Source organism: Kribbella lupini, from assembly GCF_039529595.1.
GTDB lineage: Bacteria > Actinomycetota > Actinomycetes > Propionibacteriales > Kribbellaceae > Kribbella > Kribbella lupini.
Genome location: NZ_BAAANC010000002.1, coordinates 1,044,448 through 1,070,424, shown reverse-complemented (window position 1 = coordinate 1,070,424; position 25,977 = coordinate 1,044,448). Strand labels below are relative to the sequence as shown.

Sequence of the window (25,977 nt, the reverse complement as noted above, 5' to 3'; positions counted from 1 at the left end):
GATAGTCCGGAACGCCATCATGCGTACACTTTCGGACATGCACACCGTCGCCCTGGCCACTGCGGGCAATCTCCTGCACTTCGAGCTGGCCGTTGCGTACGAGATCTTCCGCACACCGCCACTCGATACGGCAGTCGAGGACTGGTACGACGTGGTGCTGTGCGGGCCCGGCGCCGTCCAGATCGGGCCGTTCCTGGTCGAGCCCTCGGCCGGGCTCGAGCGACTCGCGACCGCCGATACAGTGATCGTGCCCGCCTGCGCGGACGTCGACATCCCACCGCCTCCGGAACTCGTCGACGCCGTACGGGCAGCTCACGACGCCGGGGCGAGGATCGCGTCCCTGTGCACCGGTGCGTTCGCTTTGGGTGCCGCCGGGCTGCTCGACGGGCGGCTGGCGACGACCCACTGGGCGCACACCGCTGAGCTCGCGGCTCGCCACCCGCTGGCCGTGGTCGATCCGGACGTGCTCTACACCGACAACGGCAATGTCCTCACCGCCGCGGGCAAGGCCGCGGCGGTCGACCTTTGCATCCACCTGATCGCGCTGGACCACGGCGCCACGATCGCCAACACCGTGGCCCGCCGCCTGGTCATGCCGCCGCACCGCCCCGGCGGCCAGGCGCAGTTCGTCTCCACCCCGATGCAACCGGCCGGCGACCACGCTTTGGCCGGCGTACTGGCCTGGGCGCAGCAGCGCCTCGACCAGCCACTGGCCGTCACCGACCTGGCCCGCCACGCGAACCTCAGCCCTCGCCACCTCGCGCGCCAGTTCAACGCCGTGACCGGCCAGACGCCGATCCAGTGGCTCAACACCCAACGAGTCCGCCGCGCCCAGCAGTTGCTGGAATCCACCGACGAAAGCATCGAGTCGGTAGCTACCGCCACCGGCCTTGGAACCGCCACCACCCTCCGCCGCCAGTTCAAGCGAACGGTCGGAGTCCCACCGGACACCTACCGCCGATCCTTCCGCGCCTGACCGACCGTCCGCCGTTCGTTCCGCGCCTGACCGGCCGTCGAGCCACTCCTAGTCGACCCAGTCGAGCTGCGGCTCGGGAATCGCGAGCGTCCGGCCGTGCGCCTGCGCCTCGGCCCGCGCCGCCTGATCACCTCGCGGATACCTGAAGACCTTCCCGGGGAACACGACGAAGATCTCGTCGGCGTTGTGGAAGTCGGCGTACCAGCCGGGTTTGTCCAGCACCTCTTGGAGCTTCTCGGCGAGGGCCTCCGCGTGCTGGTCCTCGACCGCGAAATCCATGATCGTCCACAGCGCCGGCTGCGCCGCGCTCGCGCCGGTGACGGCGACCCGCTGCAGCTTCCGCACCGTCAGTGGCACCTCGTCGAGGACCGCCCCAGTACGCAAGCTCTCGAGGATGATCACCCCGTCGTACACGCGCAGCCTTCCTGCTCAGTCGGCCTGGATCACGCAGAACTCGTTGCCTTCGGGGTCGCGCAGGACGATGAACTCGTGCCGTTCGGGGTAGTCCCAGTCGTCGGCGCGGGTGGCGCCGAGCTTCAGCAGGCGCTCGACGTGCTGGTCGCGGTCGCTGGTGTAGAGGTCGATGTGCACCGGCGCCGCGTCCTGCGGGATCTTCTCCGTCTGCTGGATCAGCACATCCGGTCCGCGCCCGGCCGGATCCTCGAGCTTCGTGTACTGGTGCTGCGGGCCGACCTCCCGTTCCGCGTCGTAGCCGAGCGTCTCGGCCCAGAACGTGGCGGCCCGCTCCATGTCCAGTGCGTTCACCACGATCGTCGCCAACCGCAGATCCCCGACCGCCGCCGGCCTCTCACCCATCGCCGCCTCCTTCAGAAGCTGGTTCAGCCCGCCGGTTTCCCGCCGTGACGGCGATCAAACCCCGCGGCAATGATCAGCTGTAGTGCTTCCTGGCCCAGTCGGCGAAGGAGGTGAGGGGAATGTCGTACGCCGCTGCGAAGCTGGGGTCGGCCGTGCTCGCGCGGTCGTTCATCCCGACCTGGTTGTCCATCAGCTGCGGGAGCATCCCGCGCGCCTTGCCCTGCTCGGCTGTGACAGTTTCCACGTGCGTCGGCTCACCGGCCGCCGTCAGCGCCGCGGCCATCTCCTTCAGCGACAACAGCTCACCCGCGAGCTCGACGACCTGCTCGTGGAACCGCACCGGATCAGCCAGCGCGGCGGCCACCGCCGTACCGATGTCCTCCGGCGCGAACACCGCCAGCGGCTTGTCCGCGTCGATCGCGGTGACGACCGCTTCGCCGGTCAGGTTCTCGAACCAGATCGACGGCCGGACCAGGTTCGAGGTGAAGAACGCCGGCCGGAACTCCGTCCAGGACCGAAAACCCGCGTCGGGCAGCGCGAGGCCCACCGCGGCCTTGCTGTGCCAGTAGTGCGGATCGCCCCACGCCTCGCCGCGCCCGACCGCGGCCTCCTCGACAAACGCCCCGATCCCTGCGACCGACGAGTGCACGAACTGCTCGACACCGGCCGCCGTACCAGAGCGCGAACTCGGACGCCGTCCGCCAAGAGCCGGCGAGCGACGATTCCACCTTGCGGCCCGGTCGCGCCGGTCACCAATACCAGTTCCGTCATGAGGCGGTCGAACGGATCCGCCTCATCCAGCAGTTCTACGCCGCCGGCCTGGGCAGCCGCTTGATCGCGCCGCTCCTGGCCGCCATCGACGCCCAGCACCTCGAACCCGCCCTCGTCCAACGCCTGACCGGCGAGCACGACCGCATCGCGCGCCAGGTCGCCGACCTCCAGGAGGCCGGCCGGCGCCTCGCCGTACTGATCGACATCGCCCACCACCCGCGCGAGACGTGTTCCTCGACCGAGCTCGATCCGCTGACCTGATCCGCCACGGCTGGAGGTCGGTGGTGGGGTCCACCTTTGGTCTCGGGTGTTCTGTGCTGCGGTGGGACTCGCGGGCCGGCTCGTCGGGCCACGCTGGGAGGTATGAGCAGCGAACTCGGCACGGCCTCCGTTGAGAAGAAGCCGAAGAAGAAGCACCGGATCAGGCGGTTCTTCGGGCGCCTGTTGCTGCTGGCGCTGGTCCTGGTGCTGGTGTTCGTCGGCCGGTCGATGCTCTGGTCCTGGCAGGACGGGCGCAAGGCCGAGTTGACCACGAGCGGGCCGTACACGGCCGACCTCGACTCGCTCAAGAAGCACCCGCTGCCGCGGTGGTTCGCCGACGCGAAGTTCGGCGTGATGATCCACTGGGGGTTGTACTCGGTTCCGGGCTTCGCGCCGAAGGGTACGACGTTCAACCGGCTGCTGCAGACGTCGTACGACGACGCGATGACCCGCAACCCGTACGCCGAGGACTACGCGAACGCGATCAAGGACCCCGATTCGCCGACCGCGCGGTTCCACCGCGAGCACTACGGCGACGCGCCGTACAGCGACTTCACGCGCCAGTTCGAGGCGGGCCTCGCGCGCTGGAACCCGGACCAGTGGGCCGAGCAGTTCAAGGCCGCGGGCGCGTCGTACGTGGTCGTGACGGCGAAGTACGCGGACGGCTACTCGCTCTGGCCGACCGCGGTGCACAATCCGCACGCGCCGGACTTCCACGCCAAGCGCGACCTGATGGGCGAGTTGGCCGCCGCGGTGCGCAAGCGTGGGCTGAAGTTCGGCGTCTACTACTCCGGCGGCGTCGACTGGACCTTCCAGCAGCAGGTGGTGAAGACGCTCGGCGACTACGCCTTCCTGCCGTACGGCGAGGACTACCGCGAGTACGCCGTCGCCCAGGTGCGCGAGCTGATCCAGCGCTACAAGCCGGACCTGCTCTGGAACGACATCTCCTGGCCGACCGGCTCCAAGCGGCTGTACGCGGTGATCGCCGACTACTACAACACCGTGCCCGAGGGGGTCGTCGACGATCGCTGGAGCACCGCGTCGTACGGACGGGAGCTGCTCGGTCTCAAGCCCGCGCGCTGGGGATTCGACCAGTTGATGAAGGTTGCCTTCAGCACCGAGGAAGGGGCCGACAGCATCAGTACGCCGAAGGACGTGCCGCACAGCGACTTCCGGACGCCGGAGTACGCGAACTTCGACACGATCCAGCCGAAGTTCTGGCAGCAGGACCGGGGCATCGGTGGGTCGTTCGGCTACAACCGCGAGGAGACCGACGCGGACTACACGAAGACCCCCGACCTGATCGCCGAACTGGCCAACGCGGCCGCGAACAACGGCGCGCTGATGGTCAACGTCGGCCCGTCCGGCGGCGAAGGAACGATCGTGCCCGAGCAGGCGTCCCGCCTCACCGGCATCGGCGCGTGGCTCCGCGCCAACCGCGAGGCGATGGACGGGACCCGACCGTGGACGCGCTCGACGACAACCACGGCGACCGGCGACAAGGTCGTCTTCACCACCAAGGGCAACGACCTGTACGCCGTCGTCCTGGGCGCGCCGAAGGGCGACGTGATCCTGAAGGACGTGATGCTGCGCGAGAAGCCGATTCGGTTGAGCACGGGCAAGCCGGTCACCCTCACGACCACCAGCAGCACCACCACCCTCGAGGAGGCCGCCGACGGCACCTGCGCCCCGGTCTTCAAGTTCCCGGGCGCCGCCCGGCGATAGTCCCGGTATCGCCCAGGCGCTGCGGACGGCTCAACTGCTGGTGGCGCGCAAGGCAGCCAGGAACCACTGGAAGATCGGCGCAAGCGACGGTGGTGGCGGCGAACCGTTGGTGATGGCAAGGAGTTCCCAGTAGCGCTCCATCAGCGGGTCCGCCGCGACTTCGAGCCGGGTCACCAAACGACTCCGGTACGACGGTGTGTCGGTTTCGCCGAAGGTGTCGCAGTACTGGGCGACCAGCTCCGTGACCACAGCGGCGGCGTCGACGCCGGTGGGGTCGATGCCACTGGTGATCGCGGCATTGACCCGGTTGCGGACGTACTGGGTGAGGTCGTGGTGCAGGCCGGTCGTGTCCCCGGCGGCACGTTCGGCAGCCTGGTGCTCGGCGGCCCGGCGTACGGCGGCTTTGAAGGCGGGATCCCGGACGAGATCGGCCAGCTCGATCCACGCCTCCAGCTGATCCGGAGACGGGTCGTCCGGCAGCTCGGGCATCGCGGAGCGCAGAAGCTCGACCAGCTCGGGGTTGGCGTCGAGGTCGCCGAACGCGTCGTCGATGAAGGGTTCGGACGAGGTCGAGCCGCATCAGCGCGTCGACGTCGTACAGGCGATGTCCGGCCGGAGTGCGCTGGGTCGGTGGCACGACGCCCTGGTCGGCGTAGAACCGGATCGTCCGTACCGCCAGGCCGGTGCGCTGGGAGAGTTCACCGATCGTGAGAAGGCTGTCGTTCATGGCGCCCAGCCTGCAACCTCCACCGGGTGGAGGGGCAACGGGGATTCGGCGGGATAGGTTCGTGGGATGGAGCGCTACGAGGGTGACGTGCTGGGGATCGCGGACGAACTGACCGACGCGTACGTCGAGGTGTTCACGGCGCCGCCGTGGCAGCACCGGGATCTGGAGGAGACCCGGGTCGCGTTCCGGCGGCGGCTGGAGCTGGACGCGGGGCGGGACGGGTTCGGGGCGTGGATCGAGCGGGCCGAGGACGGGCGGATCGCGGGGTTCGTGACGGGATGGACCACCCCGTCACCGTTCCGTACGGATCGCTCGTACGGGCAGGTGCTGGAGCGGCTCGGCGCGGAGCAGGTCGACGAACTCCTCGTCGGCGCCTTCGAGATCGACGAGCTCGGGGTCCTCGGCTGGGCGCGGGGGACGGGCCTCGGCCGGCGGTTGCTGTCGACCGCAGCCGATCACCAGCCGTCAGGCGCCTGGCTCCTGACCTGGAACCAGGCCCACGACACGATCGCGTTCTACCGTGGCGTCGGCTGGCACGAACCGCCGGTCAAGGGTGCGGAGACCGACATCGTCGTTTTCCTCTCTCCGAACCACCCCGGCGTCTAGTCGGTGTCGGCCAGGCGGGGTAGCGCCGCGAGAAGATGTCGCCGCTCGGTCGGACTGAGAGCGCTGAGCAGGTCCTCTTCCATCGCGCGGACGTCGGTTTTGGCGGCGTTCAAGCGGGTCCGGCCCTCAGGAGTCAGCCGAACGGTGTGGGCGCGCCGGTTGGCGGGGTCGGGCTCACGCACGAGCAGGCCGTCCTCGGCGAGCTTGTCGAGCATCGGGATCAGCCGGGACTTGTCGTAGCCGATCGCCTGCGCCAGCGCCTGCTGCGTCTCGGTCGGCTGCTTCGCGAGGTGGGTGAGCACGGAGTACTCCCACATCGTCAGCCCGTGGGCGTCCAGCAGCGGCCGCTCGGCCGCCATCAGCCGCCGTACCACCCGAGCGAACAGGGCCCCGAGGTCATCACGCTCCATCCGAGCATCGTAGGCATTGCTCAATTGTAAGCATCTGCATATGATAAGCATATGCCTACAAATACGGTTCTCTCCCGCAGCATCGCGATCGACGCAGCCCCGGCCAAGGTCTTCGCCTTCGTCGCCGACCCCCGCAACCTCCCACTCTGGGCTCCCGGCGCCGTCAAGACCGTTGAACCCGACGGCGACCTGTGGATCTTCCACAACGCCGACTCCGAACGCCGCATCAACGTCTGCACGTCGTCCGAGCACGGCACCGTCGATCTCCTCGCCGCCGACGACCCCACCTCGGGCGTCTTCACCCGCGTCATCCCCAACGGCGACGGCGCCGAGTACCAGTTCACCCTGTTCTTCCCCGACGGCACACCCGAAGACGTCGTCACCGCCCAGTCCGACGTCATCGACGAGGAACTCGCCACGGTCCGCACGCACTGCGAAAACCAGTAGCACAAAGGCTTTCCGAAGGTCCACGCTCGATGTCGTGCACCTGACCTTCGTGCCCGACCCGCGCGGCGAGTGCCGCACACTGATCCGGCGCGCGGACGGCGCCGAGTTCGAGCTGGCGTCGTACTCGCGCAAGCACGCGGTCCCGCACGACCTCGTGCACGCCGTGCTCGAGCGCGAGCTCGGCATCCCCGACGGCATCTACGGCTGCATCGCGGCCGGCGCGGTGTTGAGCAGCATGACGCAGACCGGCGGGAAGAAGCGTCACGACGCGAAGGTGCGCAGCGCGCGGATCCTCAAGGCGGCCAAGGGGATCGGGATCAGCGAGGCGCTCGCGAGCGTCTTCTATGCGGCGTACGAGCAGGGTCGGGTGCCGTACGCCGAGGTGCGGGAGGCGTGGGGTGTCACCAGCGCGCTGCCCTGTCCGTACGGCGACGAGCAGGTCGCTCGGGTCGCGCGGGTGCTGGGCGAAGTTGGCGAGAATTGGCAGGCGCGCGCCGACCCACTGGTGTTTCCCTGGCCCAAGGAACTGCAGGCCCGGTGAGGCGGCGCGCTGCGTGCTACCTTCTGGCTCGGTGTGGCTGAGGGTTCAATGATTGGTGGAGGCATGCGCCGGTTCGCCTGGCTGGGAATCGTGGTGGTGGCGGGCTGTGGGGTGCTGGGCGATGATCCCGGCGACAAGGCGATTCGGTACGTCGCGATCGCCGAGGCCCCAGCGGCGCCGGCGGTGGTAACTCCTACGGCGGACGCCTCGACCGGGACCTGGCAGGTGGACTGCGGCCGGAACGAGAGCGGCATCCGCAACTCGGACAACCTGGTCGTGAATCCAGGAGTGATCGGGGCGGCGCATCACCTGCACGACTACGTCGGCAACGTGTCGACGAACGCGTTCTCGACCGATCAGAGCCTTGCCGCGGCGAAAACGACCTGCCGGGGTGGCGACAAGTCGAGCTACTACTGGCCGGTGCTCCGCGTACCTGGCGACAGCGACCACGACGCCGGCGAACACGATGCCCACGGCAACGAAGGGCGCGTGCTACCGCCGGCGGCGGTGACGATCGAGTTCCGCGGCAACCCGGTCAGCGACGTCGTACCGATGCCGGAGTTCCTCCGGACCGCGGCGGGCAACGCGCACGGCTTCTCCCAGGGCGGCAGGAACACCGGCCATCTCCAGTGGACCTGCTCAGGAGCGCGCGACCACGTCACCAAGGACTACCCGCGCTGCCCCGACGGTCAGCAGGTGGTCCGCGTCTTCGACTTCCCGAGCTGCTGGAACGGCAAGTCCCTCGACAGTCCCGACCACAGCTCGCACCTCGTCTTCCCGACCGCGGCAGGTGCCTGTCCGCCGGCCACGTTCCCGGTGCCGCAGCTCCACCTCGAGATCGCCTACACGGTGCCGAAGGGCGCGGACTTCACCATCGACACCTTCCCCGAGGACGGCCGCAGCGCGCTGGCCGATCACAGTCACTTCATCAACGTGATGCAGCCGGCCCAGATGGACCGACTGGTTGCCTGCATCAACGAAAACCGTCGCTGCACGGCCTGATCGCCGGTACGGCGTACGCAAGAAAGCCCGGGATGGTCCCTGCCCCCAAGGACCACCCCGAGCTGATCGTGAGGGCTCAGTACCCGGAGCCCGCCCCGGTGTTGACGACGTCGGACTTGCCGCCCTGCGGGGTGAACGCGAACCACGTCTGGCCGACGCCCTGGCCGAGGATGTCGCCCGGCACCTGGTCCTTCGCGAAGTAGTACGCCGGCCAGCCGTTGATGGTGACCTGGCAGGTGCCGTCCGGCCGCTCGACGTAGCTGACGATCTTCGGGTCGACGCCGACGGTGTAGATCTTGCCGGGCGACTTGACCAGCAGCGGCGGCCACTTCTTCGCGCAGTCCCCGAAGCAGGTGGGCTTCGACGGCTTCGCGGAGTCCTTGTCGAACCGGTACAGCGTCATCCCGCGGCTGTCGGTGACGACCTGGTTCGCACCGGCCTCGACCTGGACCGCCGGGCTGCTCTGACCGGCCGGGACCGGCGGGATCGGTGCCGCGGCGGGGCCGTCGAAGATCTTGACCTGACCCATCGTGCGCTGCAAGGCGGCCGGCTGCGGCTCACTCGCGGCCTGCGGCTGCTGGGCCGGCTGCTGCTCGGGCTCCTGCTCGGTGGGCTCCGCGGGCTGGGCCGGCTCCTGCTCGGTGGCCGTCGTCTCCTGCGGCGCCGGCACCGTGACGACCACCGTCGACGGCGCCACGGCCGGTGCGGCGTCCGGCTGGTTGTAGTTGCCGCAGGCCACCAATGCGGTGAGACCGGCGGTGGTGAAAGCGATCTTCAGCAGCGTGCTGCGCATCGTCATGGGTGCTTCCCTCGAGCTCGGGCGGTCCCGTCGGGTCCGTTCGGCAGCACACACGGCGGGACGAGGCGTTCGGGTTCAGATCGCTGGATGTGACGTGGATCACATTTTTATGTGAACCTGAGCGGGGTCGAGATCCGTGTGTGAGGGGTCCGGGACACGTGCCGTACGAGGGGACGGCACGTGACCTCCGCGGGTCGCCCGTCGTACCGACCGGCGGGCGGCCGACCGCGGAACCGGGCACCGTGGGTGAGAGGATCCGGGCGGCGCGCGGGCGCGGCCCGGTGTGACGGACCGAGGGAACGTTCCGCGCCGCGGAACCTGCGAGAGGTGGAAGCGCATGGCCGGGTTCATCACCCGACGCCGCCGCGAGACGGCGGACGAGGAACTCGTCCGGACGTTGTTCAACGAGCACGGCAAGGCGATGCTGGCCTACGCCACGCGGTTGACCGGTGACCGGGCGAGTGCCGAGGACGTCGTCCAGGAAGCGCTGGTCCGGGCCTGGCGGCACCTCGACGACCTGGGCAACGGCAAGGGATCGATCCGCGGCTGGTTGCTGACCGTCGTACGGAACATCGTCACCGACCGGGTCCGGGCCCGGAACGCGCGCCCGGCCGAGGTCGCCGAGACCGAGACCACGGTGGCGGTCGAGCGCGACCACGCCGACGAGGTCGTCGACACGATGGTGGTCCTGCAGGCGTTGCACCGGCTGTCGCCCGAGCACCGCGTCGTCCTCGAGCAGATCTACCTGGAGGGACGCAGCGTCGCCGAGGCCGCCGACGTGCTCGGCATCCCGCCCGGCACGGTGAAATCACGGTCGCACTACGGGTTGCGCGCGCTGCGCGAGCACTTCCCCGCGGGACGGCACCTCGGGATGGAAGGAGTGGCCTGATGGCGACCGAACACGCGGACATCGACGGCTACGTCGACGGCGAGCTGGACACGGCGGGGGCGGAGCAGGTCGAGCAGCACCTGGCGGGCTGCGCGTCCTGCCGGGAGGAGGTGAACGCGTTGCGCGAGCTCCAGAGTTTCCTGCAGGAGGTGCCGGCGGAGGCGTTGCTCGACGGCCCGCCGGAGGACGCGGACCTGCTGCTGCAGCGGACGTTGCGTCAGGTACGGAAGGAGTCGGCAACTCCGGGGCGCGGGCGAGTGGCCGTGATTGCGTCGATCGCCGCCGTGGCAGCGGTCGCGGCGGTGGTCGGGGGCGTGCTGATCGGGCGGAACACGGTCGACAACCCACCGATCGCCGGGCCGGAGCCGACGCCGACCGCTTCCGCCGTACCGGGCACGCGGTTCGCCAGCAGCGTCGACGCGCGCACCGGGGCGCGGCTGACAGTCCGGGTCGAGCCCGCCGCGGGCTTCGTCCGGGTGAACGTCGCCGTCACCGGTCTCCCGGCGAACGAGCCGTGCCGATTGGTTGTCGTGGGCAAGGACGGTCGTCGCGAAACGGCCGGCAGCTGGCTGGTCTCCGAGAAGGGCGCCGCCAACGGGACGACCCTGGACGGGACCGCGTTGATCGACCCGGCCGACGTCGCCGCCGTACTGATCGAGAACACCAGCGGGCAGCAGTTCGTGAAGACCGCGGTCTGACGCGGACGCCGGGCAACCGCCCGGCGTCCGCGCTGTCTGCACGTTCCTGCAAGCGTGCTCTGGTGGCATGTCGGTTGGACTACCGTTCGCGGATGACTGTTGTGGGGCCAGTGGGGTGTCGACCACTACCGCGGCGAGCGCTGGCTCGATGATCCGCTGCCTGCGTCGAGTCCGATGCCGGGTATCCGACGGTTGCGGAGATCGCTGCTCAGGTCGGGCAGGTCGCGCCGACGACCAGGCGTGAGGTGCTGCGGTTGATGGTGGCGCTTGGCGTACTGACCTCCGACGGTGAGCGGTTCGTCGGCGTCGAGCGGCCGCCGCGGGCGCAGGACGTCGTCGAGCTACCGGCGCAGGTGGTGAGCTCCCTCGAGGCGTCGCAGGCGGTCAATCAGTTCACCGGGTACGCGGCCGACCTGGTGTCGGTTGCCTTGTGGGGTGGTGCCGAGCAGGCCGTCGCCGGGCTCGCGGCGCGGACGCTCGCGTCGGAGGCCGACGTACAAGCGGCTCTGGCGTACGCCGAGGGGCGTGGGCTGCTACGCGTCGATCGTGGGCCCGAGCGGGTGGTCCTGGCGCCGCTGGATCGGCGGGGCAACCACGTGCGAGGCGAGGGCTGATCAGCTCGGTTCGCCGCGTTGGCTGGTGGTGCGTTCGACGATGATGCTGGTGGCGTAGCGCGGGGTGCCGGGAGGTTCGACGTCGGTCCACTCGCCGACGTACTTCTCGGCGATCGCGCGTTCGAGAGAGCAGTCCGGGTCGAGGACGAGCTCGTCGACGGTGCCGCGGAGCTCCAGGTAGTACGTCGGGCGGGTGGGCTCGACGATCGCGAGGGAGATCCGCGGGTTGCGGCGGAGGTTGCGGAGTTTCTGGCGGCCTTCGACCAGGCTGATCCGGACGCGGTCGCCATCCCACAGGAACCACAAAGGTGTTACCTGCGGTCCGCCGTTCTTGCCGATGGTCGACACGAAGGCGACCGCTCGCGAGCTGAGCAGGTCGTGGAAGTCTTCGGGGATCGTCACCCCGACGAGCCTACTTTCCGCAGGGGTTGCGGTCCGAGGCCGGCCAGACGTACGGCAGGTCGGTGGGGTCGTCGAACACGCGGCCGTAGTACGGCGGGTCCTTCTGCAGCAGGGCGGAGCGATGGCTCCGGTGGAAGTCCTCGTCGCCGAGCCACGGCGGCAGCTCGCCCGCGGCGGCGAGTTCGCGCTGCGTGCGGATGCGGTCGATCCCGCACCCGGCGCGCAGGTCGTTGCGCAGCGTCGGGTCGCAGGTGTCGGCGCGGCCGGTCGCCGTCCAGGCGGTGCAGATCTCCAGGCCGTACCGGACGAGCGCTTCCTCGTACCCGGCCCACATCTTCACGGCGGGGTGGTGGCGCCAGCCGTAGTTCGCGACAGTCAGGCCGCGGAGGATCTGGATCGTCTCGACGCGTTGCTTGCCGAGGCGCCGCGGGTCGAGGATCCGCGCGGTCGCCTGGAAGTCGGCGTACGGGAGGAACGACTGCATGTCGTCGCCGGTACCCATGGGCAAGCCGGGCGCACCCGGCTTGCCCACGGACGGCTAGGCCCAGGGGTCGAAGGGGATGCCGCTGGGCTTGGAGGCGTTGAGCAGGTTGTGGAAGCGGTTGTCCTTGTCGGTGATCTTGATGGTGGCCGAACCGAAGTCCGCGTTCATCAGGATGTCGCGCAGACCCGTGCTGGGGTAGCCGTCCCAGCCGACGAGCGGCGGGTAGCGCCAGTTGTGGTAGTGGTTCTCCGGCGGTTCGTCGTTGCTGTTGGCAAGCCGGAAGAAGTGCGTGCTCGCGCCGTCCTTGTGGTAGACGACCTTCGGGTGCGTCCCGTCGAAGCGGACCTGCGAGCGCGGGTACGTGACCTGGCTGCTGTGCTGCGTCGTGGTCACGTACTCGACCTGGTTGCTGGCCTGGTTGATCCACGAGATGACGTGCTCGAAGTCGTGCCGGTGACCGCCGAGACCGCTGCCGGCGACGGCCTGGTCCTTCTCGAAGTAGCTGGCGTACACCACCGCGCACCAGCCGTTGTTGCAGCTCGACCGCGAGTAGGTCTGGCTGTTGTCCAGGTCGGACTGGTCCCGGCAGCTGCCGTTGACCGCGCCAGTCGTGTTGAGCCCGGGGTTGAGCGTCCCGTCGGCGCCGATCGCCGGCGTCGCGTAGCAGCCGTCGACGTCGTAGTCGTACGCCGGGGAGAACGACTGGTCGTACCCGCCGGCGTTCTGCGGCAGGGAAGGAGGCGGTGCCGCGTACGCCGCGGCCGCGGACGTCACCATCAACGCGGCCGTGGCCAGCGCGACACCGAGCACCCGACGCCGGCGCTTCGGAGGGCGTGCGGAAGTGGAGGGCGGAAGTTCGTTCATTCGACACTCTTTTCCAGAGCGGGGGCGGAAGTGAACGCCTCCGAGAATGACAGCCACCGGGCAAGTCAGTACATACGTCACGTGTCTACTGATTGACCCAGAGTGAACATCAGAAGCCGGCCGACCGGGCTCAACCTTTCGTGGTGGTCGGGGCGTCTTAACGGTGCCTCGACCTGCGGGGCTTCACGAGAGCTGGGGGAAATCATGATGAAGAGGTCTTTGGCGGCGCTGGCTGTGGTGGGTGGGCTGGCGGTGCCGGCGGTTGCGCACGCGGCGCCGGCGGGGTCGGCGGCGGTGTCCGAGGTGAAGGTGGCGTGGGCCGAGCCGGGCAAGGTGAACATCAGCTGGGACGAGGCGGCGGGGATCGCCAACGACGTGTACCTCGAGGTGAGCGGGCAGCAGGCCGAGCGGATCGGGACGACGACCGCGGCGGGGGCGAACGAACTCGTCGTACCGGTCGCGGCGCTGAAGCCGTCGCACGACGCGGCGAGCACGGCGCGGATCTTCGTCGCCGACCCGAGTACGGCGGGCGCGCGGTCGGCGAGCTTCGACCGGTACATCCGGGGCGAGACCGGCATGAGCAAGGCCATGGTTCGCGGCGCGCTGCAGTGGACGTTCGCGACCGACACGGCGATCGACACGACGCCGAACGACCCGCTGGACAAGGTCGATGGGTCGCCGGTCACTCCGGTGGTGACCCGGGTGAAGGCCGGGACCGCGGCGCAGTGCGAGACGGTTTCGTTGCCGGCGACCACCAATGAGTACGGCCAGGTGCCGCCGCAGGCCGGGGCGTACACGGTCGACCTGGTGCGGTCCAACGAATGGGGTGAGGCCACCGCCGCGAGTGTCCGGGCCCGGACGGCGACGGTCGCCTTCAACACCCCGGCGTCGGGCATCTACGGCGCGAAGGTGACGATGACCGGCTCGTTCGTGCTGAACAAGCTGAAGAACCCGGCAGCGGGGGACTGCACCCTGGCGCCCGACAGTGTCGTGAAGCGGCACCAGGTGTCGCTGCACGGCCGGAACTCCGCGACCTCCGCGTGGTACGGGATCGGTGCCACCATCGCCGATGCCCAGGGCAAGTACACGTTCGTGATCACGAACACCGGCGCCCGCGAGTACCGGGCGATCCTGAACGAGTCGGCGGACGGTCTCGGCATCGTGAACTTCCAGAGCATCAGCGCCACCAAGGCGATCCGCGCCACCCCGCAGGTGCTCGACGCCCGCTTCCTGGACTCCGACATCGCGCTCGGCCAGCAGCCGAACGCGACCGTGACGGTCGCGCCGTACGGGTCGCACCAGGTCGCCCTGCAGTTCAAGAACAGCAGTGGCCAGTGGCAAGGACTGGTGTCCCGCACGCTGGTCAACGGCACTGCGCAGAGCGGACCGTTCGCCTTCAACCGCGTGGGTACGCACCAGTTCCGCTGGTGGGTCGCGGCCTCGACGAGCAGCCAGGGCCTACCGGTCGACGCCGGCTACACCTATCCGTTCACCCTCACCGTTCGCTGAGCTCACCCAGGGCGTCCCCGCCGATCGCGGTGGGGACGCCCTGGCGTGTTTACGCCTTTGGGACGAGGCCCGGATACGCCTTTAGGCTGACGCCCGCAGCCTGTCGGCTGGATAGGTTGACTGCATGAGTTCGACGACGACTGGGGAGGCGCGGGCTGTCCGCGCGGGAGTCCGGCTCTACGAGGTGGACCTGTTGCGGATCTTCGCGGCGGTCTCGGTGGTCCTCTACCACTACCTGTTCGCCGGGTACTACAAAGTCGTCTCGCCGCTCGGCTTCGAGGCACCGGGCCTGGTCGCCCGGTACGGCTATCTCGGCGTCGACCTCTTCTTCATGATCAGCGGTTTCGTCGTCCTGCTGTCCGCCTGGGACCGTACGCCGCGCAGCTTTCTCGTCTCGCGCGTCGTCCGCCTCTACCCGGCGTACTGGGTGGCTGTGTCGCTGACCGCGCTGGTGTCGGTGCTGTTCGGCGCCGGGCGTTTCCCGATCGGGCTGGTGCAGTACCTCGGCAACCTGACCATGTTCAACTCGCTGGCCAACCTCGAGAACGTCGACGTCGTGTACTGGACGCTCTGGGCCGAGCTGCGCTTCTACCTGATCATCTTCGCGCTCACCTTCTTCACGATCACGACGCGGCGGGTGGGCATCGTGATCTGGACCTGGCTCGGACTCACCGCCGTGTACCAGCTCGGCGTGCTGCCGGCGAGCACGGACCTGATCCTGAACACGCAGTACTCGCACTACTTCATCGCAGGGATGGCGTTGTGCATGATCTACCGGTTCGGGCCGCGGCCGTCCTGGCTGGTCCTGGTCGGGCTCTGTCTGGTCAACGCGGTGTACCGCGGCGTGCAGTTCGCCGGTGACGTCGAGAACCGCTTCCACACCACGTTGAAGACGCCGGTCGTCGTCGCGGCCATCGTGCTCGTCTTCGCGGTGATGCTCGCGGTCGCGCTGCGCCTGACCACCCGGCTGGCGCGCCCGTGGTTCGTTGCCCTCGGCGCCCTCACGTACCCGCTGTACCTGATCCACGCGCACATCGGCTTCATTATCTTCGAGCGACTCGGCCACCAGGTGAACAAGTACCTCCTGGTCGGCGTCACCACTCTCGTGATGATCCTCGCGGCGTACCTGATCAACCGGTACGTCGAGAAACCGCTCGCCCCACGGCTGAAGCGAGCCCTCCAATGAGGGCCCTGGGCATCGGTCTGCTGATGCTTGCCCTGGTCACCGGATGTACCGGCGGCGAGCTCCAGGCGGATCCGCCGGTGCGGGCCGAGGGCCCGGCGTTGACGCTGGCCTTCGGCGGTGACGTCAACTTCGAGGGCAAGACGCAGGAACTGCTGGAGAAGGATCCCGCGACGGCCTTCGGTCCGGTCGCCGACGAGCTGAAGAGCGCGGACCTGGCGATCGTGAACCTGGAGACCCCGATCACCACTCGAGGGACTCCTCAGCAGAAGCGCTACCTGTTCCGGACCGATGCGCGCGCCGTGACGGCGATCAAGTCGGCCGGCGTGGACCTGATCAGCCTGGCCAACAACCACACGCTCGACTACGGCCAGGTCGGCCTGTTCGACACGATGTCCGCGGCCTGGCGGGGCGGCCTGCCGACGGTCGGTGGCGGCCGCAACGCGGCACAGGCCTACGCCCCTTGGCGTACGACGATCCGCGGGATCCGGGTCTCGGTCTTCGCGTTCAGCCAGGTGTCGGACCTCGCCGACGAGTGGACCGCGACGAAGAACCGCGCCGGGCTCGCGCTGGCCGTCGATCGGCGCCAGGCCTTGGCCGCCGTACGGGCTGCTCGGGCGACGAGTGACGTGATCGTCGTCGCGCCGCACTGGGGTGCGGAGCACGATCGTTGCCCGACCGCGGACCAGCGGTCGTTCGCCGCGGACCTGTCGGCGGCCGGCGCCGATGTCGTGGTCGGTGCGCACGCCCACGTCCTGCAGGGACAGGGGTACGAGGGCAACACGTTCGTTGCCTACGGCATGGGCAACCTGCTCTGGGGATCCGGGCTGCTGACCCCGGAGGACTGGCGGGGCGGCGTACTGCACCTCACCCTGCACGGCCGAACGGTTGTCGAGCGCAACTTCACCCCAACGGCGCTGTCGCCCGAGACGCGGCAGCCGGTCGAGTTCACTCCCTCCGAGCGCGACAAGGAACGGGCCCGGGTCAACGGCCTCCGCGACTGCGCGCAGCTGCAGCAATCCCCTTGATCACTTGACCTTCAGCGGACCGCTGAACGACTTGCGCAGCGAGGACCGCCCGACAACGGGCAACAGGGCCGCCAGCAACTTTCCCTTGAACGCCGTCGGCCGGCGGGTCAGCTCGACGTCGACCCGCGTGCCGCCGTTCTCGGGCGTCAGCTGGAACACCCAACCGCCGCCAGGGCCGAACAGCGTACCCCTTGACTAGTAACCGGTCAGAATGGTTACCAGCATCGAGCGTCAAGCGCCACCTGTCGGACCGGTGACGATTCCTACGAGCCGTAGACCCGCTGCGGCGTGACCAGGACCGCGGCCCGCCCGTCGGCAACCATGACCCGGTCGTACTCGTCCCAGTCGTCGTGGGTGCCCCCGGCCGCCCTGAAGATCTCCCGCAGCAGCAACCGCAGGCGCTCGGCGTCCACCGCCGGGTGCGGGTCGTCCGGCCCGATGATCTCGGCCTGCCCCTCCACCGCCGCCCACTGCCAGCCGGCGCGCACCGCCAGGTTGACCTGGTTCCGCGCCCGGAGGTTGCCGAGCTTCACCTTCCCGTACGTCACGAATCCCACCACGGCCTCACCGCTGACCGGATGCTCCAGGACGCCGAGGTTGACCACCGACGACTGGATGCTCGCGTCGGCCCGCACTGTCGCCACCACCGCCAACCCCTGCTCGCCCCGAGCCAACTCCGCGAACTCGCTCAACGTCGTCATCCCGCCATCACACCACGGCGACCGCCGTACGGCGGGTGAACGGCCAACGCCCCGCCCCCGGGCACGGGGACGGGGCGTCGGACGGTCGAGGATCAGGCGGGAACGGTCCAGAGCTGGTTCGCCGAGCGGGCGCAGTCCCAGATCTGGAGGCGGGTGCCGTCGGCCGAGCTCTGGCCGGTGGCGTCGAGGCAGCGGCCGGAGGCCGGGTTCAGCAGGGTGCCGTTGGACTGGGGCTGCCAGCCCTGGGCGCCGGTGCCGTTGCAGTCGTAGAGCTGGACCTGGGTGCCGTTCGCCGTACCGGCGGCGGCCACGTCCAGGCACTTGCCGAGGGCCCGGACGGTGCCGTCGCCGACGGTCCAGGTCTGGGCGGTGGTGCCGTTGCAGGTCCACAGCTGGACCGCGGTGCCGTTCGCGCTGTTGGCGCCGGCGACGTCGACGCACTTGCCGCCGATGCCCTTGATTGGGCCGGTCTTGCCGCCGGTCGGCGGCTGGCTGGTGCCGCCCGCGGCGTCGAAGATCGCGCTGACCAGCGAGGCGCTGCCGGTCGCGTCCTGGGACAGCTCCCAGTTCATGATGCCGCCGGCGTTCGCGACCGCCCACTGGGTCTTGCGCTTGATCGTCGGGATGCCGTTGTAGCAGTTCTGGGTGCCGTTGATGGTCACGCAGTCGACGTTGGCGTTGTTCGGGTTCATCGCCACGATGTCCTTGTACTGCGTGTAGTTCGGGCGGCTGTAGAACGGTACGCCGAGCACGGTCTTGTTCTTCGGCAGACCGCGGTTCTTCCAGAAGTTCGCCGCGTTGATCGACCAGTCGTAGCCGGCGTGCGGGCTGCCGCCGTCGTACGCCATGATGTTCAGCCAGTCGACGTACCCGAAGACGGCAGGCTGGACGCCGTTCGCGGTGTCACCCTCGGAGACGACGGCCGCGGTCAGCAACTTGCCGTTGGCGTGCAGCGTGTTGCTCAGCTGCTGCATCAGCGCGGTGTAGTTGTTGCCCGACGTGCCCGGGTCCGGGTACTCCCAGTCGATGTCGACGCCGTCCAGCCCGTACTGGTTGATCACGCTCATCACGCTGTTCACGAACGTGGTCCGGGCGCCGGAGTTGCCCGCGAGCTGCTCGAACGCGGAGTCGTTGCCGTCGTTCCAGCCGCCGATCGCCAGTGAGACCTTGACGCCGGCGGCGTGGCCCTTGCTCACCAACTGGGACAGCTTCGAGGTGTTCTCGATGCCCTGCAGGGTGCCGTTGGAGTTCGGCAGCGCGAACGCGTAGTTGATGTGGGTCAGCTTCGAGTACTGGATGGCGTTCACGTCGCCGGCCCACGAGGGCATGTAGCCGACGCTACGGAATCCGCTCGGCAAGGCGGCCACGGCGCTGGGGGCGGCGACGGTGGCGTCGGACTGGGTGGCGGCTCCGGCCGAGGGGGCGACGACGGCACCGGCAGCGGCCGTGGCCACGGCCAGACCGGCGATGGCCCATCGGGTTCGAAGCTTGATCCAAGGTGAAGAAAAAGCCTTCATGGGGCGGTTCCTTTCGGACGGGTCCTGGGGCGGTACCCCCGAAAGGTCAACAGCGCGACGAGCCCGTGGGCCGTCCTTCAGGTGACACCTTCCGGGGGCGGTCGTACGAAGGTGTACTTAAGGAAAGATCTGACCGAAGTCGCGATCAGTGAATCGTGTTTCGCTCCGTGGCGTCAAGAGTTCACAGCGTTAAGAATCCACCCGCCGGCACCGCAGGTACAGCAGGCCGGGTGCCTCCCGCCAGACCGGACGGTCGCCGACCGGCTCGGCGAGGCGTTCGACGGCCAGGCCCACCGCGACCAGCGTGTTCACGTACGTCGAGAGCGTCCGGTGGTACGACACCCGCGGCAGGACCTCCCACCGGGTGACGCTGTCGTACGGGCCCTCCTCGAAGTACCGGCCGGTGACGCGGCGCGCCTCGCCGGTGGTGTGGTCGACCAGTTCGCCGTGCGACGGCGGCTTGGTGCACGGGTGCACGATCGACGCGACGAACCAGCCGCCGGGCTTCAGGATCCGCGCGACCGACCGCAGCGCGGGCTCGAGCTGGGGGATGTCCATCAACGCCATGTAGCAGACGGCACCGTCGTACGACGCGTCCGCCAGCCCGTCGAGCCGCTGCGCGTCGCCGTGCAGGTACTCGATCCCGCGCGGGCTGTCCTGCTCCAGCCGGCGCGCGTGGGCCAGCAGCGTCTCGGAGGCGTCGATCCCGACGACGCTCGCGCCGAGATCGGCGAGCCGGCGGGTGTCGCGGCCCTGGCCGCAGGCGATCGACGCGACCCGTTGACCGCGCAGATCGCCGCCGCCCTCGCCGTCGCCGAGGAGGTCGTCGAGGGTCGGATCGGTCAGACCGGCGCCGTCGGGATCGAGGGTGGCGTGGTAGGCGTCGGCGACTTCGTCGTACGGGCTCTTGAGGTCCATGGGCCGATTCAACCCGAGCACGCCAAAGCCCGCCTCGGTCATCAGGGAACCGAGGCGGGCTTGGGGATCAGCGGGTCGCGGTCGCCGCTTGCTTGATCAGGTCCGCGACCTTGCCCGGCTCGGAGACCGCGACCGCGTGCGAGGCGCCCTTGACCTCGACGACGGCCTTCGCGTGCGCACGGTCGGCCATGAAGTGCTGCACGGCCGGCGGGATGTTCTTGTCGCCGGTCGGGATCAGGAACCACGACGGGATGCTCGTCCAGGCCGGGTCGCCCGCGCCCTCGGACAGCGCCACGTCCCTGATCGGCCGCTGCGTCACCGCGGCCAGCGCGGCCTCCTTGCGGGAGACGTCCGCCATGAACTGCTCGCGGAACTTGGCCGGCTGGATGGTCACGTCGTTGCTGCCGTCACCCAGCGGGATGCTCTGGATCGCCGCCCCCAACGTGCTGCCGGGGAACTTGTTGGTCAGGTCGAGCGCGCTCTCGCTCTTGGCCGGCGCGAAGGCCGCGATGTAGACCAGCGCCTTGACGTTCTGGTTGCCGGTCGCCGCCGGGGTCATCACCTGCCCGCCGTACGAGTGACCGACGAGCACGATCGGGCCCTTGATGCCGGCCAGCACGCTCCTCAGGTACGTCGCGTCGCCGCTGACGCTGCGCAGCGGGTTCGCGACCGCGACGACCGGGTAGCCGGCCTTGTCCAGCCGCTTGATCACGCCGTCCCAGCTGGCCGACTCGGCGAACGCTCCGTGCACCAGCACGACAGTCGGCTTGTCCGCCTTGGCGACCGCCTGCGAGCTGACCCCCGCGAGTCCGAGCATCGCCAGTACCAGTACGCCGATCACGGCGATGGTCCGCTTCCGCATGTCCTTGCCCCTTTCGTGGTCCTGGCTGCATGCAACGCGGCCGGACCGGCCGGTGTCACCCCGCTGACGAATTCACGCCACCTGTAACCTTTGCGCACTGGTGGGGTGGGTTGGGGAGACAACACATGGGTGGGGATTTCAGGACCCGGCGACGGGTGCTGTGGATGGCGGGCGTCGTCGTACTGGCTGTCGCCGTTTCGGCAGTGACCTGGGTGGTACGACGGCCGGACGAGCGTCCGGTGACGTCGTCGGCGCCGGCTGCGGTATCGCCTGCTCCGGTCGACGACACCGAGGCCCGGATGCTCGCGCAGGTCGACGCGTTGCTGAAGGCACGCGCGGCGGCGGTGGTCGCCGGCCAGCTGCCGGCGTTCCTGGGGCAGCTCGACCCACGCAACGCCAAGCTGCGGGCGCGGCACCAGTTGCAGTACGCGAACCTGCGCAAGATCGGGCTGCGCTCGCTGACCTACCGGCGCGAGGCCGGGTGGGTGCCCGAACCGCAGGCCCAGCACGGCGCGAAGGCGTACGCCTTCCGGATCATGATGCTGGTCCAGGTCAACGGCATCGACACCTCCGCGCGGTACGTGCCGGCCGGCTTCACCTTTGCCGAGCGCAACGGTCGCTGGCTGCTCGTGGACGACGACGACCTCGCCGCCGAGGCCGACCGCGGCAAGACCCGCGAGCCGTGGGACCTCGGTCCGCTGGAAGTGGTCCGCGGGCCCGGCGTACTGGTGATCGTCCCGCCGTCCGAACGCGCGAACGGGCGTCGATTGTTGCGCGAGGCCCGGATCGCGACGCCCGCCGTACGGGCGGCGACCCGGCGGGCGCAGGCCGGGATCCTGATCGTTGCCCTGGGCGACGGTCGATCCTTCGACGCGGAGTGGCAGACCGGCGGCCACCCGGCGGCCGCCGTCGCGGTCCAGAACTACGCGCCGATCAACCCCGAGGCGACCCAGTTCAAGGTCACCGGCAGCAGGATCGTGATCCACCCGAGCGAACGGTCCGACGCCGACCGCTTCCTGCTGGCGCACGAGTTCACCCACGCCGCGATGTCGCCGCTCGGCCACGGCGCCCCGACCTGGCTGGTCGAGGGCTTCGCCGAGTACGTCGAGATGGAGCTGACCGCCGCCGAGGGCCATACCGAGTGGCTCGCCGACTACCGCCGGTCCATCCGCCGCGAGGGCCTGCCGAAGCTGAAGGTGCTGCCCATCGACGGGGTCTTCCACGGCGACTACGACGAACAGAGCTACGGCGTCAGCTGGCTGATCGTCGAGCACCTCGTCACGAAGTACGGCCTGCCCCGCGTGAACGCCTTCTACGCCGACCTCGCCAAGTCTCCCGACGACCCCGCCGCCCGCGACCGCGCGCTGGCCAAACACTTCAAGACCACCGACGCAGCGCTCGCCGCGGCCGTGAAGAACTAGCTCGGCTCCGCAGAAGCTCGCCGACAGCCGGGCCAGGCCTTACTGTTCGGTAATGCCCCGCAGCCGCTGGACGCCGATCATCGCGTACTCCCTGGTCGGCGCCGCGACCCAACTGGTCTGGCTGAACTTCGCCGGCGTCACCACTGTCGCCGCCGACCGTTACGACGTCACCGAGAACGCCATCGGCTGGCTCGCCCAGGTCTTCCCGCTTTTGTACGTCGTACTGGCGATCCCCGCCGGGCTGCTCCTGGACCGCTGGTTCCGCGCGTCCCTGCTGATCGGCGCCCTGCTGACCGCCGCCGGCGCCCTGATCCGCCTGGGCGACACCTACCCCTGGCTCCTGGCCGGCCAAATCGTCGCCTCGATCGCGCAGCCGTTGGTCCTGAACGCCGTCACGGGCATTACCGGCCGCTATCTCTCGGTCCGCGACCGCCCCACCGGCATCGCCGTCGGCACCGCCAGCATCTTCGCCGGCATGGTCATCGCCTTCGTCCTCTCCGCCGTCTTCGCCAACAGCGACCAGCTCCCCGCCGTACTGCTCATCTCAGCCATCTTCTCCGTAGTGGCCTCCGTGGTCCTGCTGCTCGCCCTACGCCTCCCCGCGGACCACAAACCAGTGGCAATCCGCCCCGACCGCAACGCCCTCCGCACCGCCTGGAGCGACCCCCTGATCCGGCGTTTGTGCGTCCTGGCGATGTTCCCCTTCGGCGTCTTCGTGGCCATGACCACCTTCGCCCAGCCCCTCCTGGAACCAGCCGGCGTCACCGCCAGCACCGCCAGCACCATCCTCTTGGTGAACGTGATAGCCGGTGTCCTAGGCAGCGCCACCATCCCCATCTGGGTCTCCCGCCACCACGCGGCCTCCGCCCAGCTAGCCCTAAGCCTCACCGCCACCGCCGTAGCCTGCGCCTGCTTGGCACTCTTCCCCAGCACCCTCGTCGCCTACCTGGCCATCACCACCATCGGCCTCCTACTCCTCCCAGCCCTCCCCGTAGTCCTAGAGGTAGTAGAACGCCGCACAGGCGAAGCCGAAGGCACAGCAGCCGGCCTCATCTGGATGTCAGGCAACCTAGGCGGCCTCCTGGTAGCCACAGCGGTCGGCCTCCTGGTCGACCACCCAACCCCCGCCTTCCTGGTCATGGCCGCCATAGCCCTGATCGCCGTCCCAGGAGCCCGAGCCCTCCGCCACACCCTCTGACCCATCCACTACAATCGACGAGCACTCGCCGACGTGGCGCAATTGGTAGCGCACCGCTCTTGTAAAGCGGTGGTTAGGGGTTCGAGTCCCCTCGTCGGCTCTCTGTTTGACCTGCGGATATTACGTTAAGTAGCCGCAAGATGTGACTGTCTGTCAATGGCGCTGTCAATGAGTACGCTGTGAGAGTGGCTGGGCGACGTGGTGACAGTGGGCGCGAACGCGGGTACGTCCGTACCCGCGGAGGGTCCCATCAGGTGCTCGTTTACTCCGGCGTCGACCCTGTCACGGGCAAGGACGTGTACCTGACTGAGTCCACTCGTGACGAGAAGAAGGTCGAAGAGATCCGCACGCGGCTGCTCGCGAAGGTCGACAAGCAGCGGAATGCAGCAACCAAGGCGACCTTGGCCTACACGTTGGAGGCGTGGCTGGAAGTTCACGAGGCAGATGAGTCGACGCGAGACGACTACCGTCGGCTCATCGAGCGAAACATCGTCCCAGCGATCGGTGATGTCCCTATCTCCAAGATCGGCACCCGCGTTCTCGAGCAGTTCTATGCCCAGCTTCGCCGCTGTCGGCTCCGATGCAACGGCAAGCCATACATCGAGCACCGCGAGCCTGGGCCGCACGATTGTCGCGTGGTTCAGCACCGTCGAAAGCCGGGCCGGCCGACTGCAAAGACGTTGGCAGAGCATGACTGCGGGCAGATGCAGTGCAAGGTGATCGAGTGCAGGGCTCACGTTTGTAAACCACTTGCCGCTGGATCGGTGCGAAAGATCCACTTCGTGATCAGTGGTGCTCTCGCGGCGGCGACCCGCTGGGAGTGGATCGAGAGTAATCCGGCAACAGATGCGAAGAAGCCGAAGCAGGCAGCACCGCAGCCCAAACCGCCGACTTCCGATGAAGCAGCCCGGATCGTTGCGGCGTCGTGGGAGCAGGACGCCGGGTGGGGCATGTTTATCTGGCTCAAGATGGTTACCGGCGCGCGGCGGGGCGAGCTGCTGGCTCTTCGCTGGCACGACGTACACCTGGACCAGGGCGTCCTCGAGATACGCCGAAACTTCACCCAGCGAAGCGGCAAGGCCAGGGAAAAGGACACTAAGACCCACCAGATGCGACGCAACAGCCTCGACTCTGACACTGTCGATCTTCTCCGAGAGCACCGGGCCCGAACTCAGGAACAGATCGAGCGGCTGGGCTTGAAGTTCGATGACGCCGGGTTCGTCTTCTCCTACGAGCCGGATCACAGCCGACCGTGCAATCCGGACGGCATCAGCCACCGCTACGCGAGGATGTGCGCCGAACTCGGCATCACCAGCCATCTCCACACCCTCCGCCACTATTCAGCAACAGAGTTGATCACCTCGGGCGTAGATATCCGCACGGTCGCCGGCCGCCTAGGCCACGGCGGCGGAGGCACCACGACGCTCCGTGTATACGCCGCGTGGGTCGCCGACTCAGATCGAGCAGCCGCCAGCATCCTGGCGAACAAGATGGTCCGGCCGGCGCCGCAGCCCGGTCCCTCATCCGAAGGCTCCGAGGCAACCTGAATCATCGGGCTGGCCAGCTCGATGGCCTACTCATCATGAGTTCCGCGACGACCGTCCTCGGAACCCTATCGCTCGCAGTTCGAAGCGGCGGTGTGCACTGGGGTCGCCTTGAACGTCCATCGCGTCCAAGCTGTTGTTAGCAGGACTGTTAGCACGCGTGGAGCCCCTGCCTTCAAAGGCAGTTCAGGCGGCCCGCTGCTCTAGAGCGATCAGACACTGAGCCTGGGCCCGTCGGGTCTCTCCCCGTGAGTGACCGGCCGAGCCCCTGCTGCTTTCTCGCAAGGGCGCGCCGACGGCACGAACTTCTCTGATCGATGGACAGATGCGTCACACTCGATCGAGATCGGTAAGCGAATAGGGACGGTGCAACATGTCGGCTTGGCTTGGCCCCCTCATGACTGCCCTTGTGGCTCCACTCGCCGTAATCGCTACAAACCTCTTGAACCGTCGAGACGCTCGCCTTCTGCGGGAAGATGAGCGACAGCAGCGGAAGTTGGAGCTCGACAGGGCAGCCGACGAAGCCGCAGAAGCTGACCAGCGCGAGTACCGACGCAAGATGGACGATCGGTGGCGGGATGCTCGTCTTGAAGCACACCTTGCATTGCTCGCCGTAGTTACTGAGGCCAAAGAAATTCTCGATCCGCTCTTCGCTGACAGCAGGACGCGTGATAGCAGAGCTATCCATCCGCCGGTCGAAAATCCTCGGCTCTTCTCAGCCGAGTTCACCAAGAACCTTGAGTCGGCGGTTGCGCGCATTGAGGTGATTGGATCCCAGGCGAGCACTGGGGCTGCGAGACGGCTCGCCGGCTGGCTGATCGAGCTGGATCAAGCCCTGTTCATAGCTGATGCTGTCAGCGTTAGCTACGCGGAGATTCGCCGCAAGGAAAGGCAGATCGAGGCTTACAGAGCGGACTACCTGAATCAGATTCGCGCCGACTTGGGGACCGCAGACTAGTTCAGCCACGTTGTCCCCTCTGGCGGCTCCTGATAAGTCCTGGCTGGGCTGTGCGGCAGGCGGGAAGACGCACCCGCGGCCGCCTTCGACCTATGCCGGCCGAATC

At 68.6% G+C, this 25,977-nt stretch carries 30 protein-coding genes, 1 tRNA gene and 2 pseudogenes; 18 read left to right on the top strand and 15 right to left on the bottom strand.

The genetic code is table 11. The annotated features are described in order from the left end of the window. The first annotated feature begins 37 nt into the window (after positions 1 to 37). On the top strand, positions 38 to 976 hold the full coding sequence (locus tag ABD235_RS18330) for a GlxA family transcriptional regulator (protein WP_344175482.1): 939 nt from the start codon (positions 38 to 40) through the stop codon (positions 974 to 976). Positions 977 to 1,024: 48 nt separating this feature from the next. Here the strand turns inward: ABD235_RS18330 and ABD235_RS18325 are convergent, their stop codons facing one another. The 3 genes and pseudogenes from ABD235_RS18325 to ABD235_RS18315 all read right to left on the bottom strand — a co-directional run. Next, entirely contained in the window at positions 1,025 to 1,390 is a 366-nt protein-coding gene (locus ABD235_RS18325) for a hypothetical protein (protein ID WP_344175480.1), read from the bottom strand. A 15-nt stretch (positions 1,391 to 1,405) separates the two neighbouring features. Continuing rightward, positions 1,406 to 1,792: a VOC family protein gene (locus ABD235_RS18320; RefSeq protein ID WP_344175478.1), complete on the bottom strand. Its 387-nt coding sequence runs from the start codon at positions 1,790 to 1,792 to the stop codon at positions 1,406 to 1,408. A 73-nt stretch (positions 1,793 to 1,865) separates the two neighbouring features. Beyond that, a pseudogene (locus ABD235_RS18315) lies at positions 1,866 to 2,450 on the bottom strand (NmrA family NAD(P)-binding protein); the annotation flags it as partial. Between the two features lie 71 nt (positions 2,451 to 2,521). Here ABD235_RS18315 and ABD235_RS18310 point away from each other — a divergent pair. Beyond that, on the top strand, positions 2,522 to 2,824 hold the full coding sequence (locus tag ABD235_RS18310; RefSeq protein ID WP_344175476.1) for a hypothetical protein: 303 nt from the start codon (positions 2,522 to 2,524) through the stop codon (positions 2,822 to 2,824). Positions 2,825 to 2,926: 102 nt separating this feature from the next. Next, entirely contained in the window at positions 2,927 to 4,549 is a 1,623-nt protein-coding gene (locus ABD235_RS18305) for an alpha-L-fucosidase (protein ID WP_344175474.1), read from the top strand. Between the two features lie 30 nt (positions 4,550 to 4,579). Here ABD235_RS18305 and ABD235_RS18300 read toward each other — a convergent pair whose 3' ends face one another. Together ABD235_RS18300 and ABD235_RS39915 are read right to left on the bottom strand one after the other, a co-directional pair. Beyond that, positions 4,580 to 5,038 (bottom strand): hypothetical protein, encoded by a 459-nt coding sequence (locus ABD235_RS18300; RefSeq protein WP_344175472.1) that lies wholly within the window; start codon positions 5,036 to 5,038, stop codon positions 4,580 to 4,582. A 67-nt stretch (positions 5,039 to 5,105) separates the two neighbouring features. Then, positions 5,106 to 5,276, bottom strand: a pseudogene (locus ABD235_RS39915) (MerR family DNA-binding transcriptional regulator); the annotation flags it as partial. 66 nt (positions 5,277 to 5,342) lie between these two features. Here ABD235_RS39915 and ABD235_RS18295 point away from each other — a divergent pair. Continuing rightward, a complete protein-coding gene (locus tag ABD235_RS18295; protein WP_344175470.1) occupies positions 5,343 to 5,882 on the top strand; it encodes a GNAT family N-acetyltransferase in 540 nt (179 codons plus the stop codon). Here the strand turns inward: ABD235_RS18295 and ABD235_RS18290 are convergent. Then, positions 5,879 to 6,292 (bottom strand): MarR family winged helix-turn-helix transcriptional regulator, encoded by a 414-nt coding sequence (locus tag ABD235_RS18290; protein ID WP_344175468.1) that lies wholly within the window; start codon positions 6,290 to 6,292, stop codon positions 5,879 to 5,881. The two genes, ABD235_RS18295 and ABD235_RS18290, sit on opposite strands and share 4 nt — an antisense overlap. A 51-nt stretch (positions 6,293 to 6,343) precedes the next feature. On the opposite strand from ABD235_RS18290, the gene ABD235_RS18285 reads away from it, so the two are divergent. The 3 genes from ABD235_RS18285 to ABD235_RS18275 all read left to right on the top strand — a co-directional run bounded on the left by ABD235_RS18285 (position 6,344) and on the right by ABD235_RS18275 (position 8,282). Beyond that, complete coding sequence (locus tag ABD235_RS18285) at positions 6,344 to 6,739, top strand: SRPBCC family protein (protein ID WP_344175466.1); 396 nt, start codon at positions 6,344 to 6,346, stop codon at positions 6,737 to 6,739. A gap of 34 nt (positions 6,740 to 6,773) precedes the next feature. Continuing rightward, positions 6,774 to 7,280, top strand: coding sequence for a hypothetical protein (locus ABD235_RS18280; RefSeq protein ID WP_344175464.1), 507 nt, complete (start codon positions 6,774 to 6,776; stop codon positions 7,278 to 7,280). Positions 7,281 to 7,343: 63 nt separating this feature from the next. Continuing rightward, complete coding sequence (locus ABD235_RS18275) at positions 7,344 to 8,282, top strand: DUF1996 domain-containing protein (protein WP_344175462.1); 939 nt, start codon at positions 7,344 to 7,346, stop codon at positions 8,280 to 8,282. A 76-nt stretch (positions 8,283 to 8,358) separates the two neighbouring features. On the opposite strand, the gene ABD235_RS18270 is transcribed toward ABD235_RS18275, so the two are convergent. Further along, positions 8,359 to 9,081 (bottom strand): hypothetical protein, encoded by a 723-nt coding sequence (locus ABD235_RS18270; protein ID WP_344175461.1) that lies wholly within the window; start codon positions 9,079 to 9,081, stop codon positions 8,359 to 8,361. A 337-nt stretch (positions 9,082 to 9,418) separates the two neighbouring features. On the opposite strand from ABD235_RS18270, the gene ABD235_RS18265 reads away from it, so the two are divergent. From ABD235_RS18265 to ABD235_RS18255, 3 genes are all read left to right on the top strand, one after another. Next, on the top strand, positions 9,419 to 9,970 hold the full coding sequence (locus ABD235_RS18265) for a sigma-70 family RNA polymerase sigma factor (protein WP_344175459.1): 552 nt from the start codon (positions 9,419 to 9,421) through the stop codon (positions 9,968 to 9,970). Continuing rightward, entirely contained in the window at positions 9,970 to 10,668 is a 699-nt protein-coding gene (locus ABD235_RS18260) for an anti-sigma factor family protein (protein WP_344175457.1), read from the top strand. The genes ABD235_RS18265 and ABD235_RS18260 overlap by 1 nt, the downstream gene beginning before the upstream one ends. A 200-nt stretch (positions 10,669 to 10,868) precedes the next feature. Then, the gene (locus ABD235_RS18255) at positions 10,869 to 11,282 is read left to right on the top strand and encodes a DUF6042 family protein (RefSeq protein WP_344178685.1); all 414 of its coding nucleotides are present in this window, start codon (positions 10,869 to 10,871) and stop codon (positions 11,280 to 11,282) included. Here ABD235_RS18255 and ABD235_RS18250 read toward each other — a convergent pair whose 3' ends face one another. From ABD235_RS18250 to ABD235_RS18240, 3 genes are read right to left on the bottom strand one after another with little or no spacing between them, the layout of a single operon-like run. Then, positions 11,283 to 11,684 (bottom strand): PPOX class F420-dependent oxidoreductase, encoded by a 402-nt coding sequence (locus ABD235_RS18250; RefSeq protein ID WP_344175455.1) that lies wholly within the window; start codon positions 11,682 to 11,684, stop codon positions 11,283 to 11,285. A gap of 10 nt (positions 11,685 to 11,694) precedes the next feature. Further along, on the bottom strand, positions 11,695 to 12,186 hold the full coding sequence (locus ABD235_RS18245) for an MSMEG_6728 family protein (RefSeq protein WP_344178683.1): 492 nt from the start codon (positions 12,184 to 12,186) through the stop codon (positions 11,695 to 11,697). Positions 12,187 to 12,222: 36 nt separating this feature from the next. Continuing rightward, positions 12,223 to 13,032 carry an NPP1 family protein gene (locus ABD235_RS18240; protein WP_344175453.1) on the bottom strand — a complete coding sequence of 270 codons (810 nt, stop codon included), beginning with the start codon at positions 13,030 to 13,032 and terminating at the stop codon, positions 12,223 to 12,225. A gap of 207 nt (positions 13,033 to 13,239) precedes the next feature. On the opposite strand from ABD235_RS18240, the gene ABD235_RS18235 reads away from it, so the two are divergent. The 3 genes from ABD235_RS18235 (at position 13,240) to ABD235_RS18225 (ending at position 16,752) form a co-directional block, all read left to right on the top strand. Further along, the gene (locus tag ABD235_RS18235; protein ID WP_344175452.1) at positions 13,240 to 14,541 is read left to right on the top strand and encodes a hypothetical protein; all 1,302 of its coding nucleotides are present in this window, start codon (positions 13,240 to 13,242) and stop codon (positions 14,539 to 14,541) included. A gap of 124 nt (positions 14,542 to 14,665) precedes the next feature. Beyond that, positions 14,666 to 15,727 carry an acyltransferase family protein gene (locus ABD235_RS18230; protein WP_344175450.1) on the top strand — a complete coding sequence of 354 codons (1,062 nt, stop codon included), beginning with the start codon at positions 14,666 to 14,668 and terminating at the stop codon, positions 15,725 to 15,727. Continuing rightward, positions 15,724 to 16,752 (top strand): CapA family protein, encoded by a 1,029-nt coding sequence (locus ABD235_RS18225; protein ID WP_344175448.1) that lies wholly within the window; start codon positions 15,724 to 15,726, stop codon positions 16,750 to 16,752. The genes ABD235_RS18230 and ABD235_RS18225 overlap by 4 nt, the downstream gene beginning before the upstream one ends. Here ABD235_RS18225 and ABD235_RS18220 read toward each other — a convergent pair whose 3' ends face one another. The 5 genes from ABD235_RS18220 to ABD235_RS18200 form a co-directional block, all read right to left on the bottom strand. Further along, entirely contained in the window at positions 16,753 to 16,911 is a 159-nt protein-coding gene (locus ABD235_RS18220) for a hypothetical protein (protein ID WP_344175445.1), read from the bottom strand. Positions 16,912 to 17,015: 104 nt separating this feature from the next. Further along, positions 17,016 to 17,453 (bottom strand): TIGR03618 family F420-dependent PPOX class oxidoreductase, encoded by a 438-nt coding sequence (locus tag ABD235_RS18215; RefSeq protein WP_344175443.1) that lies wholly within the window; start codon positions 17,451 to 17,453, stop codon positions 17,016 to 17,018. Between the two features lie 92 nt (positions 17,454 to 17,545). Then, positions 17,546 to 18,970: a glycosyl hydrolase family 18 protein gene (locus tag ABD235_RS18210; protein WP_344175440.1), complete on the bottom strand. Its 1,425-nt coding sequence runs from the start codon at positions 18,968 to 18,970 to the stop codon at positions 17,546 to 17,548. A gap of 189 nt (positions 18,971 to 19,159) precedes the next feature. After that, positions 19,160 to 19,888: a class I SAM-dependent methyltransferase gene (locus ABD235_RS18205; RefSeq protein ID WP_344175438.1), complete on the bottom strand. Its 729-nt coding sequence runs from the start codon at positions 19,886 to 19,888 to the stop codon at positions 19,160 to 19,162. Positions 19,889 to 19,955: 67 nt separating this feature from the next. Beyond that, the gene (locus ABD235_RS18200) at positions 19,956 to 20,750 is read right to left on the bottom strand and encodes an alpha/beta fold hydrolase (protein WP_344175436.1); all 795 of its coding nucleotides are present in this window, start codon (positions 20,748 to 20,750) and stop codon (positions 19,956 to 19,958) included. Positions 20,751 to 20,875: 125 nt separating this feature from the next. Here ABD235_RS18200 and ABD235_RS18195 point away from each other — a divergent pair, with 125 nt between their 5' ends. The 5 genes from ABD235_RS18195 to ABD235_RS18175 all read left to right on the top strand — a co-directional run bounded on the left by ABD235_RS18195 (position 20,876) and on the right by ABD235_RS18175 (position 25,871). Then, on the top strand, positions 20,876 to 22,171 hold the full coding sequence (locus tag ABD235_RS18195) for a gluzincin family metallopeptidase (RefSeq protein WP_344175434.1): 1,296 nt from the start codon (positions 20,876 to 20,878) through the stop codon (positions 22,169 to 22,171). A 52-nt stretch (positions 22,172 to 22,223) separates the two neighbouring features. Beyond that, positions 22,224 to 23,369 (top strand): MFS transporter, encoded by a 1,146-nt coding sequence (locus ABD235_RS18190; protein WP_344175432.1) that lies wholly within the window; start codon positions 22,224 to 22,226, stop codon positions 23,367 to 23,369. 27 nt (positions 23,370 to 23,396) lie between these two features. Beyond that, positions 23,397 to 23,469 (top strand) — tRNA-Thr (locus ABD235_RS18185). Positions 23,470 to 23,623: 154 nt separating this feature from the next. Continuing rightward, positions 23,624 to 24,916, top strand: a complete 1,293-nt coding sequence (locus tag ABD235_RS18180; RefSeq protein ID WP_344175431.1) for a site-specific integrase — start codon at positions 23,624 to 23,626, stop codon at positions 24,914 to 24,916. Between the two features lie 493 nt (positions 24,917 to 25,409). Next, the gene (locus ABD235_RS18175; RefSeq protein ID WP_344175430.1) at positions 25,410 to 25,871 is read left to right on the top strand and encodes a hypothetical protein; all 462 of its coding nucleotides are present in this window, start codon (positions 25,410 to 25,412) and stop codon (positions 25,869 to 25,871) included. Positions 25,872 to 25,977: the final 106 nt, after the last annotated feature.

What these genes read in the sequence shown, in the direction of transcription:
- ABD235_RS18200 (WP_344175436.1), bottom strand. Translation starts at nt 20,750, where the DNA reads ATGCGGAAGCGGACCATCGCCGTGATCGGCGTACTGGTACTGGCGATG.
- ABD235_RS18275 (WP_344175462.1), top strand. Translation starts at nt 7,344, where the DNA reads ATGCGCCGGTTCGCCTGGCTGGGAATCGTGGTGGTGGCGGGCTGTGGG.
- ABD235_RS18195 (WP_344175434.1), top strand. Translation starts at nt 20,876, where the DNA reads ATGGGTGGGGATTTCAGGACCCGGCGACGGGTGCTGTGGATGGCGGGC.
- ABD235_RS18205 (WP_344175438.1), bottom strand. Translation starts at nt 19,888, where the DNA reads ATGGACCTCAAGAGCCCGTACGACGAAGTCGCCGACGCCTACCACGCC.
- ABD235_RS18285 (WP_344175466.1), top strand. Translation starts at nt 6,344, where the DNA reads ATGCCTACAAATACGGTTCTCTCCCGCAGCATCGCGATCGACGCAGCC.
- ABD235_RS18320 (WP_344175478.1), bottom strand. Translation starts at nt 1,792, where the DNA reads ATGGGTGAGAGGCCGGCGGCGGTCGGGGATCTGCGGTTGGCGACGATC.
- ABD235_RS18240 (WP_344175453.1), bottom strand. Translation starts at nt 13,032, where the DNA reads ATGAACGAACTTCCGCCCTCCACTTCCGCACGCCCTCCGAAGCGCCGG.
- ABD235_RS18230 (WP_344175450.1), top strand. Translation starts at nt 14,666, where the DNA reads ATGAGTTCGACGACGACTGGGGAGGCGCGGGCTGTCCGCGCGGGAGTC.
- ABD235_RS18210 (WP_344175440.1), bottom strand. Translation starts at nt 18,970, where the DNA reads ATGAAGGCTTTTTCTTCACCTTGGATCAAGCTTCGAACCCGATGGGCC.
- ABD235_RS18235 (WP_344175452.1), top strand. Translation starts at nt 13,240, where the DNA reads ATGAAGAGGTCTTTGGCGGCGCTGGCTGTGGTGGGTGGGCTGGCGGTG.
- ABD235_RS18305 (WP_344175474.1), top strand. Translation starts at nt 2,927, where the DNA reads ATGAGCAGCGAACTCGGCACGGCCTCCGTTGAGAAGAAGCCGAAGAAG.
- ABD235_RS18300 (WP_344175472.1), bottom strand. Translation starts at nt 5,038, where the DNA reads ATGCCCGAGCTGCCGGACGACCCGTCTCCGGATCAGCTGGAGGCGTGG.
- ABD235_RS18265 (WP_344175459.1), top strand. Translation starts at nt 9,419, where the DNA reads ATGGCCGGGTTCATCACCCGACGCCGCCGCGAGACGGCGGACGAGGAA.
- ABD235_RS18215 (WP_344175443.1), bottom strand. Translation starts at nt 17,453, where the DNA reads ATGACGACGTTGAGCGAGTTCGCGGAGTTGGCTCGGGGCGAGCAGGGG.
- ABD235_RS18245 (WP_344178683.1), bottom strand. Translation starts at nt 12,186, where the DNA reads ATGGGTACCGGCGACGACATGCAGTCGTTCCTCCCGTACGCCGACTTC.
- ABD235_RS18270 (WP_344175461.1), bottom strand. Translation starts at nt 9,081, where the DNA reads ATGACGATGCGCAGCACGCTGCTGAAGATCGCTTTCACCACCGCCGGT.
- ABD235_RS18290 (WP_344175468.1), bottom strand. Translation starts at nt 6,292, where the DNA reads ATGGAGCGTGATGACCTCGGGGCCCTGTTCGCTCGGGTGGTACGGCGG.
- ABD235_RS18295 (WP_344175470.1), top strand. Translation starts at nt 5,343, where the DNA reads ATGGAGCGCTACGAGGGTGACGTGCTGGGGATCGCGGACGAACTGACC.
- ABD235_RS18260 (WP_344175457.1), top strand. Translation starts at nt 9,970, where the DNA reads ATGGCGACCGAACACGCGGACATCGACGGCTACGTCGACGGCGAGCTG.
- ABD235_RS18225 (WP_344175448.1), top strand. Translation starts at nt 15,724, where the DNA reads ATGAGGGCCCTGGGCATCGGTCTGCTGATGCTTGCCCTGGTCACCGGA.
- ABD235_RS18330 (WP_344175482.1), top strand. Translation starts at nt 38, where the DNA reads ATGCACACCGTCGCCCTGGCCACTGCGGGCAATCTCCTGCACTTCGAG.
- ABD235_RS18190 (WP_344175432.1), top strand. Translation starts at nt 22,224, where the DNA reads ATGCCCCGCAGCCGCTGGACGCCGATCATCGCGTACTCCCTGGTCGGC.